Origin of the sequence: Synechococcus sp. J7-Johnson, from assembly GCF_024345795.1 — a bacterium.
Classification (GTDB): Bacteria; Cyanobacteriota; Cyanobacteriia; order PCC-6307; family Cyanobiaceae; genus Regnicoccus_A.
Genome location: NZ_JAGQBU010000033.1, coordinates 12,430 through 27,208 on the forward strand (window position 1 = coordinate 12,430; position 14,779 = coordinate 27,208).

Here is a 14,779-nt window from a genome sequence, read left to right on the forward strand (position 1 = left end):
GTGGAAAGCACCTGGTCACCCCTGCTGCTGTCGCTGCGAGCAGCCGCTTTAGCGGTGTTGCTTCTCAGCCCACCTGCGATTGCAGCCGCCCTACTGCTTCGGGGCTGGCAAGGGCAACGGCGTGCCGTGGCCGACCTGCTGCTGCTCTCACCGCTGGTCTTGCCTCCAACGGTGCTGGGGTTCCTGCTGCTGCAATTGCTGGGACCGCAGGGTCCTCTGGGGCAGCCCTTGCAGACAATCGGTATCAGTGTGGTGTTCAGCTGGAGCGCGACGGTGATCAGCGCGGCGGTGGTGGCCTTCCCCCTGATGTACCGCAGCACGCTGGCCTCCCTGGAACAACTCGATCCAGCCCTCGAGGCGGTGGCCCTCGGACTGGGCTGCAGCCCGGTGCGAGCGTTCTGGAGGGTCACCCTGCCGCTGATCCGCCCAGGCCTGCTGGCGGGTCTGAGCCTCAGCTTCGCGCGGGCCCTGGGAGAGTTCGGCACCACGATGATGCTGGCCGGCAACATCCCTGGCCGCACCCAGACGCTGCCACTGGCGATCTACAGCGCTGTTGAAAACGGCTCCCTGCCGCTGGCCTGGCAGCTCACCGCCGTGGTGCTGCTTCTCAACGGCAGTTGCCTGGCCTTGGTGGAACTGCTCAGCCGCAGCCGATCAGCTCCTCAGGCGCCGCGATCTCCAGCCGCCGACCATGCCGTCGACGAGCTGTGGGTGCCGGCTGAGCCGATCAGCCTGTCGAAAACCAGATCACAACCACAGCTGCAGGTGGCTATCGAGCTTCGGAAAGGCACCTTCGAGCTGGCTCTGAACTGGAGCAGCCAGGCAGCTCGACGGGCTGTGCTTGGACCATCGGGTTCAGGCAAAAGCCTTCTGTTGCGCTGCATTGCAGGGCTTGAGCGGCCCCAGAGTTGCCGCATCCAGCTCGGGCAGCGGCTGCTTTGCGACACCGATCTGGGGATCTGGGTGGCACCGGAGCACCGGCGAATCGCCATGGTGTTTCAGCAGCACGCCCTGTTCCCCCATCTCACCGTGGCCGCAAATGTGGCGTTCGGGCTGGATCGCCTCAGCCGAGAGCAGCGGCGCACGCAGGTTGGACAGCTGCTTGCCGCGGTTGGATTGCAAGATCAGGCCCTCCAGTTTCCCCATCAACTATCCGGTGGCCAATGTCAACGGGTTGCCCTGGCACGGGCCCTTGCGGTGAAGCCTGACCTGCTTCTGCTCGATGAACCCCTCAGCTCCCAGGACAGCTTCCGTCGCCGCCGGCTGCAGCAATGGATGGAGGATCTGCAGCGCAGCACGGGCACGCCCATCCTGCTGGTGACGCACGACATCGATGAAGCCCACCGGCTCAGCGATGAGCTGTTGGTACTCGAGCGCGGGCGACTGCTGGCGCAAGGACCGACTCGACAGCTCTTTGTCCAGCCGCTGCAACTCGTCGTGGCAAAGCTCACAGGCTGCAAGAACCTCAGCCCAATCGCGTGGGTCACCCCCCAACAGTGTCTGGCGAGCCAATGGGGGCTCCAGATTGATGAACCTCATAGCCCACAGCATGAGCAACACCAATGGGTCGGGCTGCGTGCCAATCACCTGCGTCTACGACCTGCTGGCTCTACAACGACTTCTCATCAATTGATCGTGCATTCGTGCTGCCTGGTAAGGGTCAGTCGTGGTGCCCTCCAGGTCAGTGCCTATGTGCAGATTCATGAGGGGGCAACAGGGATCCATGTGGAGTTGCGTGATTGGGAATGGGATGAGCTTGAGGGGCAGCTAGGCGCACTTGAACTCGTCATTGATCGGTCCAGGATTCTTTTTCTGGAGGCCTGAAACCTGGCCTTGAGAGGCTGAGGCCCTCCATTGGGACGGCCTCCGGCCGGCTGTGGTGGATGGCCTTCTTCGCGCCCTGCGGATCACGGTGCGGCTGGCCTGCATTGATGCGCCCGAGATGGCCCAGGGCTCCTATGACGCCCAGGCCCGAAGCTACCTGCAGAGCCGCCTGCGCCCGGGCTCCAGCGTGTCCCTCAGACCCCAGACGGTGGACCGCTATGGCCGCACCGTGGCCGAAGTGATCAGTGGAGTGAACATCAACCTGGCACTGGTGGAAGACGGCATGGCGTTACTGGATGCCGAGTTCCGGGCTTCCCGCCGCCGCTCCTTGGACTTCCGGCGCAGCAGATCTTCGGCTGGATCTGGGGGTATCTCCGGATCGGTTCCTGTGGTGGCTTCCATGAAGATCCACACCGCCATCGGCATCCCCTCTTGCACAGGTGGCAGCAGTGGCGAACATCCAGGTATCACCGGTCGATTGATGACAGCCATGGGACCGTCAACGGATTTTCCTGAGGCATTGGCCGCCCTGGGCCTGAGAACCACGCCTAGAAATCGGCAGGACCTGGCCCGGCGGGTGGCCGCGCGGCACCCGGCCTCCCAGCCATGGAGCGCAGTGCAGACTGCGGCCTACCGGCGGGTGTGGGAAGAGCTGGAGAGCGGCTGCGAGGCCGACGTACCGCTATTGCTGGCGGCATGAGGAGTACCGATCGCCGCGAAGATCACCAGCGGCGGACTCGCTGAACAGGCCTATGAGGAGACGGCCGATGGTTCTCAATTCACCGGATGTGGCGACGGCGCTGGACCTTCTGGGCCTGACGGTGGTCCCTGAGGATTTCGAGGCGTTGGCATGCCAGGTGGCCTGGACGCACCCTGCTGCTGAGGCCATCAGCGACGCCCAGAGCCTGGCCTACCGGGTGGTGTGGGAGGCGGTGGAGAAACGCATCGAAAGCCGGAAAGGAGGTGACCTCTGACAGGAAGATCGGTCCATCTGCCTGAATCGAGGATTTGTGCGTAGATCAGGACTAGTATTCCTCCCTGCGTCAACCGCAGGGCGGTATCCGTAGCTTTTCGTTGTACTCGCAAGGGTTTCCCATGACTCGAGCCACTCAAGCCAACGACACCTGTTTCCTGAACACTGCCGCCAAGCAGATCCGAGACGAGGATCTCAGACGTGCTGAGCGTCTCAACGGACGCGTCGCGATGCTGGGGTTCACGATCGGTCTGATCGTGGAGGCGTTCAGCGGAGATGGCATCCTCAAGCAGATCGCCGATCTCGCTCTTCTGTCCCAGCGTTGAGGCCAGTCGTTCTCTGCGATCCACCAACGCTTGCGGCTACCACGCTCGCCCTTTTCCTTGGCCGGCCCTTCACCGATGGCGCCGGCTTTTTTTGCGATCGCAATGCCAGAGAGAGCGGCAGCCTCAACCGCTGCTGATCATCCCCATGCCCTCAATGCTGCGGTATGTCGATGGAATCCTCGGCAGGCAGTGAGATGAGATGAATGACGACCAGCGGGAGCATCGCCCTGTGGATCCAGCCCCGCAGCCGTCGCAATGAGGTGGTGGGGCTCAGAGATAACGCGGTGGTGATCCGCCTGACGGCCCCGCCGGTTGAGGGTGCTGCCAATGAGGCATTGCGGAGGTTCGTTGCCGAGCGACTTGGCATCGCTGCCAGCAGAGTGGCATTGGTGCGTGGCCAGAGCAGCCGGCGCAAATGGATCGCCGTGGAGGGGTTCACGGCGGACGAGGTGCGGTGTGCCCTTCTGGGGTTGAGCGACCCGCAGTGATGAGCAGGGCCTTTCAGGACCTTGGGATTATTTCTGGCACTGTTGCAGGCAGCCACTACAGCTCCAAGGCGATCGGCTCCTATGCCCTCGCCCTGGAGCTGCTGCGCCAGGTTCACCGGTATCTGGTGTGCAACGGTAACGGAGAGGCTTGCGGAAGTCTGCACCGCTGAAATGAAAAATATTGCACCATTGGTGTTAGCAGCCTCTCCCAATCAGCTATGTTGAATCCATTAGCGACCCATATTGATGGCCCTCACCGGATCTGACCTGCTCGCAAAAGTAAAGGAACAGGGAGATGCCTCCAAGTCCGACTTGGTGCGAGCCGCAGGCTATGTGAGCACCAAGAAGGACGGCAGCGAGCGGCTGAACTTCACGGCCTTCTATGAAGCACTGCTGGAGGCCAAGGGCGTCAGCCTCGGAGATGGCGGTGGCAACGGCAAAGGGAAGGCCGGTCGCAGCTTGAGCTACGTGGCCACAGTGCAAGGCAACGGCAATCTGTTGGTTGGCAAGGCCTACACCGCCTTTCTGGATCTGGCCCCTGGCGATGAGTTCGAGATCAAGCTGGGCAAGAAGCAGATCCGGCTGATCCCTGTCGGTGCGGCCGACGAGGAGGAGTGAGCCGGTTGGCAGAGGGTCCGCCTCACCCAGGACGATGAAAGGGCTCGCATGACACCAGGAAGCCGCTGACGTGGTCAGGCCACAGGGCGAGCGCCAGCAGCTCCCTTGGCTTACGGGCAAAGCCCTTCTGGGAGAGGGCAGTGAACTCGGCCAGGTTGTCGTGGGTGACCAGGGGCTTGCCCCGCTTGGCGGCCCCACAGGCATCGACGAACTCCTGCCCGTGTTCAGCCAGGCACTGCTCGTAAGCCTCCTCGAAGCTCACTCCTTGCTCCTGCAGCCGCACGAAGGCATCGAGTGCAGGGGGTAGGTGCTCCAGCCAGAGGGGAAGACTCCGCACCGGCCCGATGGTGACGCCGCCGTTGTGAAGGTGCATCAGCACCACGGTGGCCTCCAGGGTCCAGCTGGGCTGGGCCAGCAGCTTGTCGGCGGTGATCACAATCGACTCCCGGTACTCCTCGACCAGGGACTGGTGGACATGGGCCAGGTTCTCAATGGTTCTGGGAGCTGCACAACAAAGCCCGGTGACGAGGCCACCGGGCTCTGAAGAAGTCTGATTGCTGGGGCGGAGTGGCTGACGCTGGCACCTGGGGCCAGTTGACAAGTGAGACTTCCCGATGGTTCCGGGGCACCTAAGGCGAGGCCGTTAACGGTGCAGTGGACGGCGGCGGAGCACACACAGCGGTGTCACACGCCGGGGAAGTCAGTGATCCGTCGAAATTGTTGGAGCAGGGACCGGATCGTCAGCGCACTCCTAAAGGATGCTCAGGTGGGGTGTCTTCCATGGTCAGGAGCCTCCCGGTTGCCTATGAACTCACAATCGGCCGGCCGTCTGATGGGGGCAATAGGGGTTTATGCCTGAGTTCAGTCAGCCCCGAGCACGGGCCAGCCGGCCTGCTTCCTTGACCTTCGACGCAGCGCTTGGCCCTGCGTCACTGCTGCGCAGAAGCCTTCGGCTACAAGTCGTCCTGGCCCTGGTTCCACAGCAGGTAGGCCTGCTGCATCGCTTCCGGGGTTTCGATCACCGCCAGCAGCCCGTAGATGCGATCACCGATGGCGGGATCGTTCAACAGACGGCTCACCAGGTTCAGCTCCCAGAGTTGCGCACCCATGTCCCGAGGCAGGAACAGCTGCTGGTGCAGCAGGTTCAGGCAGCTCTGCTTGAGCGCATCCAGCTGGCCGGACCTGAGGCGACGGCTGTTGGGTGTCAGCAGGGTAGGCTCGGCAATCCCCTTGCTCGGGAGAGAACCGTTTCCGGGCCGCATCCCTGGGGAAGCGGCACCTTCGTGGTGGAATCAGGCCAATCCTGCTCTGGAACAAGGAGCTGCAGCCACCGCTGGCGACCCATGAGGCCCTGCGGACGATCTAACGCCGCCAGGCCCCAGAGCTGGAGCGCCCCTATGAAGAGGCCGCCACCGTGGCGGGCGTCTGCCTCAGTCAGCCGCACACTCAGTGGCGAAATGACGAAGAACCGTCCTCAGGCCGAGGCAAGGGGTCCTGGAGTGCCTCAAACCAGCCGACAGCACGTTCGATGTCGGTGAGTAGGGCTTCAGCCATGTCGCGGCTGAAGCCAGCACGCACCACGAAGCGCAGCACCGCGCGGTCCTCGCAGTTGGCCGGAAGGGTGTAGGCCGGCACCTGCCATCCCCGCTCGCGCAGCTTGTCGGAGAGATGGAAGACTGACCAGTTGGTCACAGCCGGATCCACCTCCACGGCGAACACAGGCAGTTGGCCAAGGGGATGACTCACCAGACGCATCGGCTCCAGATCTCGAATGCCATCGGCCAGATGGCAGGCGATCGCCTCCAGGGTGGCCATGCGATGGGCGTAGCCATCGCGGCCCAGGTGCAGGAAGTTGAAGTACTGGCCGACAACCTGGGCACCAGGGCGGGAGAAGTTCATGCCGATCGTGGGCATCTGGCCGCCGAGGTAGTTGACGTTGAAGCGGAGTTCTTCAGGCAGCAGGTCATCGTGACGCCAGAGAACCCAGCCCACCCCAGGCAGAACACCACCGTACTTGTGGCCGCTGCTGTTGATCGAAACGACCCGTGGCAAACGGAAATCCCAGATCAGATCAGGGGAATTGAAGGGAGCCACGAAGCCTCCTGATGCAGCATCCACGTGGATGGGGATGTTGAACCCCATGCGTGCTTCCAATTCATCTAACTGCTTCTGCAGGGCCTCGATCGGTTCGTAGCTGCCATCGAAGGTGCTGCCCAGGATTCCCACCACTCCGATGGTGTTCTCGTCACAGTGGGCCACCGCCTCCTCGGCGCCCAGATGGAGCCGTTCCGATGTGATCGGCACCAGTCGTGGCTCCACATCGAAGTAGGCGCAGAACTTGTCCCAGCAGATCTGAGTGTTGGTGCCCATCACCAGATTGGGACGGCTGGTGTCGAGGTTGGCTGCTCGGCGGCGCTGACGCCAGTGCCACTTCATCACCAGCCCGCCAAGCATGCAGCCCTCACTTGAACCCGTAGTGGAGGTTCCCACGGCAAGTTCTGGATCCGGGGCATGCCAGAGGTCCGCCAGGATCCGCAGACAGCGCACCTCCAGCTCAGCAGTCTGCGGGTATTCATCCTTGTCGATGATGTTCTTGTCGACGCATTCCTCCATCAGGCGACGGGCATAAGAATCCATCCAAGTGCCCACGAACGTGGCCAGGTTGAGGCGGGCATTGCCATCGAGCATCAGGTGGTCGTGGATCAGCTCATAGGCATTGGCGGCGTCGAGTCCATGAATGGCCAGCGCATCGCGGGGAATCTCCGCTGGCAGGTTGGCGGCTTTCAGGCTGGCGCTTATGCCAGCACCGATCCCCAGGTGGGTGGAACGGCGTTTTTCACCCGTCGAGTGTGTCGTCATGGGGCTAGGCCGGGGATGCATGGACACCCATTCAAGGCCCATTGTCCTGACCAATGAGGGTCCAAATCACGTGCACACCTGTCCCCTTCGACTGGGATCGCCGATAGATTCACCTTCCAGCAGGCCCAGTGGGGGGGCGTGACCACCCTCTAGCTCCCACCAGGGACCACAGCCTTCTGTCCACGCATCGGGCCCGGTCCTGCAGCCCAAGTTCCCAATGGACCTCAACTACCGGCTTCATGGCTTCCTCCGACCCGAGCCCCCCGCCTGGGGGCAGGGACTGCGGCTGGGCATCTGGCAAGGCACCGGCGCAGCCGCCACTTCAACAGCCGTCGCCGAAAACCTCGAACGACTCGAAGCCGTATGTGCCATTGCCGTTGAGCGTCAGGTGCAGCTGCTTGCGTTCCCTGAGCTCTACCTCAGTGGTTACATCGTCACCCCGGAGCTGGCCCGTCGCCTGGCTGAACCTGTGGATGGTCCGAGCCTGCAGCGTGTGGCCGCTGCAGCACGACTTCACAATCTGGCCTTGGCCTGCCCCTATCCAGAACGTGCCCAGGTGGCTGGAGAAGAGCGTTTCTACGACGCGATTGCCCTCTTTGGACCCGATGGCACCCTGCTACGCAACTATCGCAAAACCCATCTCTGGGGTCCGGACGAGAAGCTCTGCTGGAGCCCCGGTTACGTGCACAGAGAGGAGGGTCCTGCTTTCACGGTGCAGGAAGTCAATGGGTTCCCTCTTGGCCTGCTCAATTGCTACGAGGCCGAGTTCCCTGAACTCACCCGTAGCCTCGCACTGCTAGGCGCCAAGCTCGTGCTGATCCCTACCGCCGCTGACGCCTGGGCACTGCTGAGCAACGGCCAGCACACCGATCGCGCCTATCCGGATGTCTCTCGCACCCTGATCCCGGCCCATGCGTTCCAGAACTCCTGTTTTGTTGCCTATGCCAACCGCTGTGGCGAGGAAACAGTGAACGGAACTGTGATGGCTGCATACCTTGGCAACAGCATCATCTGCGGCCCCCACGGTGATGTGCTGGTCGCGGCCAGAGGCGAGCCTACTTTACTGCTCGCCGACTGCATTCCATCTGAGTATGGACTCACACATCCGACCGGAACGAGTTACCACGCTGATCTGAGACTGGACCTTTACAGCCAAGTTCATCTGCCCAGACCACCTCAGTCAGCACGTCCTCCCTGGTCGAGCGCTTCCCGAGGGCCGCTGAGCTCATAGACCAGGCCAGGGAGGACGTGCTGGCCTTCCGACACTTCCCTCAACCCAACTGGGGAAAAGTGTGGAGTGCCCGATGTCAACTACATAGGCGGCCGCCTACCTAATCGTCGCCGAACAGTGGAGCACCAATCTGCTGGAACGCCTCAACCAGGAGGTCAAACGCCGCACTCGGGTGGTTGGCATCTTCCCGAACGACGCCTCGATCACGCGCCTGGTGGGGGCGGTGCTGCTGGAGCAGGACGAGCACTGGCAGCTCGAGGGCCGGCGCATGTTCTCAGCCGAGAGCATGGCTCCATTCCGTCGCTGAAGGATCTGCCCGCCCTGCAGGACTGCCTGGAATAATCGCCCACACTCAGGCCCCAGGAGATCGTGGTCGTGGCGCCCCCAAGGACGCAGCGGCCTCGATTATCGCCCGGGGGCCAGCACAGCCATGCTCCAGACGAATGACTTGACAAGTCAATCGTCTAGATTCATAGTGTAGAAACGAGAGGCAATTGCCCCTCAGGAATGACAGCCCGTCATTCCACCCTGTTCACACTCGGATCAGGGCAATCGGGTCTCAGCTGTTTACGCCATGCGAAGGGACGCGGCCAAGAAATCTGTGCCAGAGGGTCTGGACGTCCATCTGATCGTCGACAGCTAGTACACCCACAAGCACGCCAAAGTTTGGGCGTGGCCGGCGCAGCAGTCTCGATTCCACTGGCATTTTACACCCACCTACGCCTCCTGGCTCAACCAGGTGGAGCGCTGGTTTGGGATCATCACCCAGCGGGCCATCCGCCGGGGCAGTTTCTCCAGCGTCAAGGAGTTGATCGCCAGGATCGAGCAGTTCGTGGCGGCTTACAACAAGACCAAGGCCCCGTTCAACTGGACCGCCACAGCGGATTAAATCCTGGAGAAGCTCCAGCGACTTTGCTCGCAAATCTCAGGGACGGGACACTGGCAAGCTGCGCGAGTGAGGATTTTGACTCGGCATTGCTTTCATCATTTCCTTAACCTAATTTGATCGTTCGAGAGGTCGCTTCTAATCCCTTCAATGTTTTGTGGATGTTGTTGCTGCCAGGATTCACATTGGACAAATTGGACATTTAGTTGGTTGCAAGGCACTACACCGGTTGAAATGTGATGACGGTGGAGCTTTTATTGCTCTATGAATTCAACCCCGGATGCAGTGATTTTTCCTGATCCTCCTCCGCCAATTACTGGGTCCCATACTATGAAACCAAGATTGCCCAACTGTTTGCAAATTCTATATAACTCGTTTCTGCTTATCTTTGCATCAATCCAGTCTTCTGTAGGCAACAGGGGTCTGTCAATTTGCCGCCTGTCGTAAAAGGCCTGGAGGATTAGTCCCTGCAATTCGCCGTCCTTCATCGGCTGTGTAGTTGCCATTGGTGAGTCCCAAGTCGACACCTCGTCATACTACAGATGGTGTCAATGAGACGCGACAGGCGCCTAAGTCTCCACTTCTGGTGTAAGCGGCTGACCATTGGTCCCGTCGTTCGTGACCTAGGCAACGCATGTGTCCTCAGGCGCTGATCGCCCCAGCCGACACGTGAAGGGCAGGCTCCGTACAGATCAGATCCGCCGCCTGCCGCGCCTCGCTGAGCACCTGGAACAGCACCTTGGGTGATTCCTTGAGCAACTCGATCAAGTGGCCGAGATAGGCGGCATGGCTCTCGATTTTGCTGCCGAACTCCAGCCGATCGCCCAGCAGCACCGCCCCTAATTCGGCGACCAGCTCCTCACGGGCATAGCGCGCTTTCCCGAAGGCACCGCCCAGATCCCGCTTGAGCCGTGATTCATGGCCGGTGGAGTGGATCTGCTCATGGGCCCAGGTGGCACAGAACGCGGCTGGTGAGTGAAAGCTGGCGCGATCGGGCAGCTGGATCCGATCGATCGCCGGCAGGTAGCAGGCCCGATCCCCTCCAAAGCTGACCGGCACCGGCCAGGCAGCCAGAACGGCTTCTGCCGCCTCCAAGCGCTCCGGCTCCGGCTTGGCCTCCACGCCCTCTGCCACCTTGCGGGCATCGATCAAGCCGGCGAGGGAGTCGCCCTCGAGATCGGCGGCATTGAAGACCGCCACCGGCCGGTAGCTGGCCCAGCTGCGCAGGGTGACTTCACCGCCCTCGCCCGGCTCCTCGCGGCTGTGCAGCTGGGGCCGCAGGATGTGAACGGACTTGCTGCCCTTGCGGGGGAAGATGCCGAGCTTCTTGGCCTCGGCAAAGCCGCACCAGAACGGCAGGGATGAACCTCGGATGTGCAGACCGAGGGTGAGCAGGATGGGATTGGCGCCGCGGTAGCGATGACCGGAGATCAGATTCACGTGGTGGCCGCCGCCAGTGCCATCCCAGGGCCGCCGCCAGGGGGCGGCACCGGCCTCCAACAGAGCGATCAACGAGGTAACGATCTTTTCCTCGGCCGTGGGGCCTTCATAGGTTTTGCGTGAGCGGGACTTGGACGCGGCCATGGCAGCCAAAGCGCAGGACCCCGAGTGGTGACTGCGGCGAGGGCAAGGGTTCGCGCAGCTCCGCTGTGCGAACTCGCGTCAGCCCTTGCGCCGCCGCAGACCATGAGGACTCCTGCGCGACACACCCCCACTTCAGATCCGTTTCTTGATCTTCTCCACCGCCCGCATTTCCTTGTTGGTGATCTACACCCCTGTGGCAGCCGATCGGCTCAGGGATGGGCGGGACCGTGCTGGTGGTGAGCTGGCAGGGGCTGCCCGTCATCGTCGAGCAGCTCCACGCTTTCCTGCTCGTTCGGGTCGGAGCGGGTGACGATCGCGATCGCCGGCTCCGTCGCGCTGAGATTCACCGGTTGATGGGGCAGATCGGCGGGAATGAAGATGAAATCACCGGCGCGGTTCACCACCCGCTGGCGCAGACCGGCGCCATATCGGGTTTCCACCGTTCCCTGCAGCAGGTAGATCGCCGTCTCGTAGTTGCGGTGGCGATGAGCCCGGGCCTTGGCACCGGGCGGTATGACGATGCGGTTGAGCGAGAGCGTGCGGGCGCCGCTGTTGGCACCGGAGATGCCCACGAATCGCCCCAGACCCTGGCGGCTGTCGTGCTGTGTGGCCGGCCGCACCGTGATGACCCCGCCGTCACCAGGACGGCCGATCACCTCGTCGGTGCGGGCAGGCGACGCCTGCGCCAGCAGCCCCAGTCCACAGACCAGAGCGAGTGCACGGCCATCAGTCAGCACACCCACCTCCGCAATCGTTCCACTCTCTTCCAGATCAGGCGCGGACGGCCCTTTTGGTGGTGGTGACCATCCAGCCAGCACGCCTGGTGATCCGGTCTAGCAAGAGGTGTGGAGAAGCACTAGGTTTGATGGCTGGAGCACGTGACGCGCTGGTGGGCACGACGGGGCGGCACCCTCGCCAGTATCGGTCCATTGCTTCTCCTCGATGCTGCTCCCCTGCCCCTTCTGCCCCCTGACGGCCGCCAAGATCGCTGCCCTACAGGCCACGGTGCTGCTGCTTATCACCCTGCTGATCAAGGCCAGGATCCAGATCAAGGCGGCTTCTGCGCTGGGATTGTTCCTGTTGGCCCTGCAAACGCTCGTGTTTCTGGCCGCCACTGGCGCCCTGGGCCTTGCGGTCATCGCCGCTGGGGCCATTGTCCTGAACCGCCGCCAAGCCCAGACGGCGTGACGGCGCTGCCGCCATGGCGGCAGCTGCAGCGCGGGGCCCGCGAACGGGAAGGCCGCTCGCCAGCGGCGCGCTGGTTGCAGCTCGCCACCGTTTCCCCCGATGGCACCCCACGGGTGCGCACCCTGGTGTTCCGTGGCTGGGCCGATGCCGCTGGGTTGGATCTGCTGACCGACGGCCGCAGCGCCAAACCGGCTGAGCTCCGGCAGCAGCCTGCTGTGGAACTGTGCTGGCTGCTGCCCAAAGCCCGCTGCCAGTTCCGCCTGCGCGGAGTCGTTCTGACCTTGCCCACGGAAGTGGAATGGGAGGAGCGGATACGGCACTGGCAAGGTCTCACCCCCACAGGCCGTGCGCTCTGGGGCTGGCCCGAACCGGGAGCACCCTTCGGTGCCGCAGAGGATTTCCCGGCAGAGCTTGCGGACGAAACTCCATTGCCAGAGCATTTTCAGCTGCTGCGCATCGATCTTGCGTAAGTGGAGTTGCTGGAGCTACGGGATCATCCGCACCATCGCCGTCGTTGGAGCCGCGAGGGCGGCTGGATGGAGGAACGCCTGAATCCCTGAGGGGTCCGCGCAGGGGACCTCAGCGTGCTTGGTCGCGTAAGGGCGTTGCAAACCGGCCCGCCGAAGGAGATGAGACGCCCGGGGCATTGGCTTCTTGGAGCTTCCTAGCCATATCTACAGCGCGTCAATCCGATCCCGCTCACCCAGCGCCTCCGGGCTGAGGACTGCTCAGCTGCTCCCTCCAGTTAAATCCAGACAATTTCAGCAGGCCTCAACTAGGATCTGTCGCAGTCTTCGGAACCGCCATTGCGCATCCATGTAGGGGCGCCCTATTGATCCGAGCGGCGGATGACTCACGATCTCCAGGAAGTCCCAAAGCTCCTTGGGACCTGGACCGTTGACTCTGAGGTAGGGATGCCCCTCATTCTCGCTGTCGTGCTTCAGGAACCGAAAGGGATCTCGGCCTGGGTCGTGATGCTTGACCGACCATCTTGCGCACTGTCGAATGCGTTTTTCGGAGTAACCGAGAATCAGACCTCTAGGACCCCCAAGATCCCTTGGGGGTAGTGGCTCCTCGTCGGTAACGGGTGTAAGCCGATAGCTGCTGTGGCGCGATTGGATGCGCGGCGAGGGTTCAGGCATTCCAGCTGCTTTCCAGCGCTCGAACAGATCCAGTTCGGAAATACCTACCTGCACGATGGATCCGCCACTATCTCCCTAAAGGCTACCGAGGGCGGCTGGGTCCACCAAAGCACCCTGCAGGCTTTCCCCCTGACTACCCCCCCCCAAAAGTGAAGAGGGGTGCTTCAGATCCCGGTCTTCTGCAGCCTGGGAGCCAGCGAATTCCCTTACGGCTCCGGCCTTAGCGCCTGCTGAGGAATGACCCGATAGCTGGGGCCTGCCACCTTCCAACCAAGGTGCAGTAGGGCCATGCCACGCGATGACGGCTCTGTGCTTTGAACTGCGTCATTCAGCACCTTTAAGCACTGAGTTACCGGCTGACCTGCGGCGCTGCAGATTACGCCATGCCTTTGCCCTGAGGCTCGTGCTGGAACTGCAGTTTGCGCGAGAGATGCAGCCGAGCTTTTTGGATCAAAGCCCAACTACCCACTTCTAGATGCACGGAAAGTGGTTGGACAGACTGCACCTGCGATCGAAATCGCAAGAACTCGAGCAGATGACATCAATGGAAACGAAACAGCCAAAGTCCGAGAAACTCTTCCATTGTTTGCTCTTTGCAGGCACATTAATTGGGGTACAGTCTGCTCATGACAGGTCGATCTGGCCCGTCTAGCTGTTTTCTCCCAACCTGAATGTTCACTTCAACCACACGAGAGGTGGCGGAATTACTGCGTGTCAGTGATGCCACTCTGCGGCGTCTACGTCAGGGCGGAGTATTGCGAGCTGGCATCCACTACCGAGCCGTTGGTATCGGCACAAAGCGGCCGCCTCTGCTTTGGAACCACGAGAGCGTTGAAGAAACGCTGGCGAAGCGCTCGCGGCGTGTCTTGGCCTGAGCAGGAAGACCACAGGGACAGAAGCATCGCTGCGACAAAACAGTGGAACGAACCAGACCACCAAGCACAGCTGCGCAACGGGGTGAAACCAAAGACCCAAGTCAGTGTCAGCCCCCAATTCCACAACCTGGGTGGGATTGGAAGGAAGCTGCCCGTGATCGCTGGGCTGAGATCCTCGTCGCCCTCGGTGGCGTCGATCCTGGCGTGTTGGACGGGAAGCACCACCCCTGCCCTGTCTGCGGCGGCACTGATCGCTTCCGCTTTGATGATCTAGACGGACGCGGCACCTGGCTCTGCAACCAGTGTGCGCCAAAGCCAGGCAAAGGCAGCCCCGCTGCCGGGGACGGCATGGACCTGCTGAGGCGGGTCAAGTCCTGGAGCTTCCCAGACGCTGCGGACGCCGTGCGCAGTCACCTGGGTGCAGCGCAGTTCAGGACCCGTCGCGCCCAGCAGGGCCGCCGGCTGCAGGCGGTCCCATCGCCCGCTCCGCTGCCTCCTGAGCCCCCCGTGCTGGCCACCCTGGCCCAGCCCATCAAGGTGGCCAACCCCTACCGCTACAGCAACACCCAGCGGATCACCCGCGTCGACCTGGGCGAGGGGCGCAAGCGCTTCGACGTGATGCACCTTGACCCAAAGACCAGCGCGTGGGCCAGTGGCGCCCAGGGCTGATTCAAAGTCTTAACTCGAGCTTGGTTCTGGCTTCCTCGTCGCCATCGCCAGTAGCGCCGTGATGTCGTGAGTTACGGCCTGCATTCCGGCTCGAATCGACTGAAATCCAGCCAGTC

At 62.3% G+C, this 14,779-nt stretch carries 17 protein-coding genes and 2 pseudogenes; 14 read left to right on the forward strand and 5 right to left on the reverse strand.

What is annotated here, in order from left to right; translation table 11 throughout:
• The 7 genes from modB (at position 1) to KBY93_RS13490 (ending at position 4,229) form a co-directional block, all read left to right on the forward strand.
• The gene (modB, locus tag KBY93_RS13460) at positions 1-1,824 is read left to right on the forward strand and encodes a molybdate ABC transporter permease subunit (protein WP_255094940.1); all 1,824 of its coding nucleotides are present in this window, start codon (positions 1-3) and stop codon (positions 1,822-1,824) included.
• A gap of 55 nt (positions 1,825-1,879) precedes the next feature.
• Positions 1,880-2,524: a thermonuclease family protein gene (locus KBY93_RS13465; RefSeq protein WP_255094941.1), complete on the forward strand. Its 645-nt coding sequence runs from the start codon at positions 1,880-1,882 to the stop codon at positions 2,522-2,524.
• A 67-nt stretch (positions 2,525-2,591) separates the two neighbouring features.
• Positions 2,592-2,798 carry a hypothetical protein gene (locus KBY93_RS13470; protein ID WP_255094942.1) on the forward strand — a complete coding sequence of 69 codons (207 nt, stop codon included), beginning with the start codon at positions 2,592-2,594 and terminating at the stop codon, positions 2,796-2,798.
• 121 nt (positions 2,799-2,919) lie between these two features.
• Positions 2,920-3,123 (forward strand): chlorophyll a/b-binding protein, encoded by a 204-nt coding sequence (locus KBY93_RS13475; RefSeq protein WP_255094943.1) that lies wholly within the window; start codon positions 2,920-2,922, stop codon positions 3,121-3,123.
• Positions 3,124-3,326: 203 nt separating this feature from the next.
• Complete coding sequence (locus KBY93_RS13480; protein WP_255094944.1) at positions 3,327-3,611, forward strand: DUF167 domain-containing protein; 285 nt, start codon at positions 3,327-3,329, stop codon at positions 3,609-3,611.
• Positions 3,611-3,781: a hypothetical protein gene (locus KBY93_RS13485; RefSeq protein WP_255094945.1), complete on the forward strand. Its 171-nt coding sequence runs from the start codon at positions 3,611-3,613 to the stop codon at positions 3,779-3,781. Before KBY93_RS13480 ends, KBY93_RS13485 begins: the two co-directional genes overlap by 1 nt.
• 76 nt (positions 3,782-3,857) lie before the next feature.
• Positions 3,858-4,229: an AbrB family transcriptional regulator gene (locus tag KBY93_RS13490; RefSeq protein WP_255094946.1), complete on the forward strand. Its 372-nt coding sequence runs from the start codon at positions 3,858-3,860 to the stop codon at positions 4,227-4,229.
• Positions 4,230-4,251: 22 nt separating this feature from the next.
• On the opposite strand, the gene KBY93_RS13495 is transcribed toward KBY93_RS13490, so the two are convergent.
• The 3 genes from KBY93_RS13495 to KBY93_RS13505 all read right to left on the reverse strand — a co-directional run bounded on the left by KBY93_RS13495 (position 4,252) and on the right by KBY93_RS13505 (position 7,088).
• Positions 4,252-4,665 carry a hypothetical protein gene (locus KBY93_RS13495; RefSeq protein WP_255094947.1) on the reverse strand — a complete coding sequence of 138 codons (414 nt, stop codon included), beginning with the start codon at positions 4,663-4,665 and terminating at the stop codon, positions 4,252-4,254.
• A gap of 517 nt (positions 4,666-5,182) precedes the next feature.
• Positions 5,183-5,491 carry a hypothetical protein gene (locus KBY93_RS13500; RefSeq protein ID WP_255094948.1) on the reverse strand — a complete coding sequence of 103 codons (309 nt, stop codon included), beginning with the start codon at positions 5,489-5,491 and terminating at the stop codon, positions 5,183-5,185.
• 184 nt (positions 5,492-5,675) lie between these two features.
• Complete coding sequence (locus KBY93_RS13505) at positions 5,676-7,088, reverse strand: glutamate decarboxylase (protein ID WP_255094949.1); 1,413 nt, start codon at positions 7,086-7,088, stop codon at positions 5,676-5,678.
• 217 nt (positions 7,089-7,305) lie between these two features.
• Here KBY93_RS13505 and KBY93_RS13510 point away from each other — a divergent pair, with 217 nt between their 5' ends.
• From KBY93_RS13510 to KBY93_RS13520, 3 genes and pseudogenes are all read left to right on the forward strand, one after another.
• Positions 7,306-8,319, forward strand: coding sequence for a carbon-nitrogen hydrolase family protein (locus tag KBY93_RS13510; protein WP_255094950.1), 1,014 nt, complete (start codon positions 7,306-7,308; stop codon positions 8,317-8,319).
• 121 nt (positions 8,320-8,440) lie between these two features.
• Positions 8,441-8,590: pseudogene (locus KBY93_RS13515) on the forward strand (transposase); the annotation flags it as partial.
• 324 nt (positions 8,591-8,914) lie between these two features.
• A pseudogene (locus KBY93_RS13520) lies at positions 8,915-9,208 on the forward strand (transposase); the annotation flags it as partial.
• 639 nt (positions 9,209-9,847) lie between these two features.
• Here the strand turns inward: KBY93_RS13520 and KBY93_RS13525 are convergent.
• On the reverse strand, positions 9,848-10,789 hold the full coding sequence (locus KBY93_RS13525) for an ArdC family protein (protein ID WP_255094951.1): 942 nt from the start codon (positions 10,787-10,789) through the stop codon (positions 9,848-9,850).
• Between the two features lie 209 nt (positions 10,790-10,998).
• Positions 10,999-11,532, reverse strand: a complete 534-nt coding sequence (locus tag KBY93_RS13530) for a cupin domain-containing protein (protein ID WP_255094952.1) — start codon at positions 11,530-11,532, stop codon at positions 10,999-11,001.
• Positions 11,533-11,731: 199 nt separating this feature from the next.
• On the opposite strand from KBY93_RS13530, the gene KBY93_RS13535 reads away from it, so the two are divergent.
• From KBY93_RS13535 to KBY93_RS13545, 4 genes are all read left to right on the forward strand, one after another.
• Positions 11,732-11,977 (forward strand): hypothetical protein, encoded by a 246-nt coding sequence (locus KBY93_RS13535; RefSeq protein ID WP_255094953.1) that lies wholly within the window; start codon positions 11,732-11,734, stop codon positions 11,975-11,977.
• The gene (locus tag KBY93_RS13540; protein WP_399223213.1) at positions 11,974-12,447 is read left to right on the forward strand and encodes a pyridoxamine 5'-phosphate oxidase family protein; all 474 of its coding nucleotides are present in this window, start codon (positions 11,974-11,976) and stop codon (positions 12,445-12,447) included. Before KBY93_RS13535 ends, KBY93_RS13540 begins: the two co-directional genes overlap by 4 nt.
• A gap of 1,343 nt (positions 12,448-13,790) precedes the next feature.
• Positions 13,791-13,994 (forward strand): helix-turn-helix domain-containing protein, encoded by a 204-nt coding sequence (locus KBY93_RS16305; protein ID WP_399223215.1) that lies wholly within the window; start codon positions 13,791-13,793, stop codon positions 13,992-13,994.
• A gap of 204 nt (positions 13,995-14,198) precedes the next feature.
• Entirely contained in the window at positions 14,199-14,663 is a 465-nt protein-coding gene (locus KBY93_RS13545) for a primase-helicase zinc-binding domain-containing protein (protein ID WP_255094954.1), read from the forward strand.
• The last annotated feature ends 116 nt before the right edge of the window (positions 14,664-14,779 follow it).

What these genes read in the sequence shown, in the direction of transcription:
- KBY93_RS13500 (WP_255094948.1), bottom strand. Translation starts at nt 5,491, where the DNA reads ATGCGGCCCGGAAACGGTTCTCTCCCGAGCAAGGGGATTGCCGAGCCT.
- KBY93_RS13490 (WP_255094946.1), top strand. Translation starts at nt 3,858, where the DNA reads ATGGCCCTCACCGGATCTGACCTGCTCGCAAAAGTAAAGGAACAGGGA.
- KBY93_RS13485 (WP_255094945.1), top strand. Translation starts at nt 3,611, where the DNA reads ATGAGCAGGGCCTTTCAGGACCTTGGGATTATTTCTGGCACTGTTGCA.
- KBY93_RS13535 (WP_255094953.1), top strand. Translation starts at nt 11,732, where the DNA reads ATGCTGCTCCCCTGCCCCTTCTGCCCCCTGACGGCCGCCAAGATCGCT.
- KBY93_RS13510 (WP_255094950.1), top strand. Translation starts at nt 7,306, where the DNA reads ATGGACCTCAACTACCGGCTTCATGGCTTCCTCCGACCCGAGCCCCCC.
- KBY93_RS13505 (WP_255094949.1), bottom strand. Translation starts at nt 7,088, where the DNA reads ATGACGACACACTCGACGGGTGAAAAACGCCGTTCCACCCACCTGGGG.
- KBY93_RS13480 (WP_255094944.1), top strand. Translation starts at nt 3,327, where the DNA reads ATGACGACCAGCGGGAGCATCGCCCTGTGGATCCAGCCCCGCAGCCGT.
- KBY93_RS16305 (WP_399223215.1), top strand. Translation starts at nt 13,791, where the DNA reads ATGTTCACTTCAACCACACGAGAGGTGGCGGAATTACTGCGTGTCAGT.
- KBY93_RS13475 (WP_255094943.1), top strand. Translation starts at nt 2,920, where the DNA reads ATGACTCGAGCCACTCAAGCCAACGACACCTGTTTCCTGAACACTGCC.
- KBY93_RS13470 (WP_255094942.1), top strand. Translation starts at nt 2,592, where the DNA reads ATGGTTCTCAATTCACCGGATGTGGCGACGGCGCTGGACCTTCTGGGC.
- KBY93_RS13525 (WP_255094951.1), bottom strand. Translation starts at nt 10,789, where the DNA reads ATGGCCGCGTCCAAGTCCCGCTCACGCAAAACCTATGAAGGCCCCACG.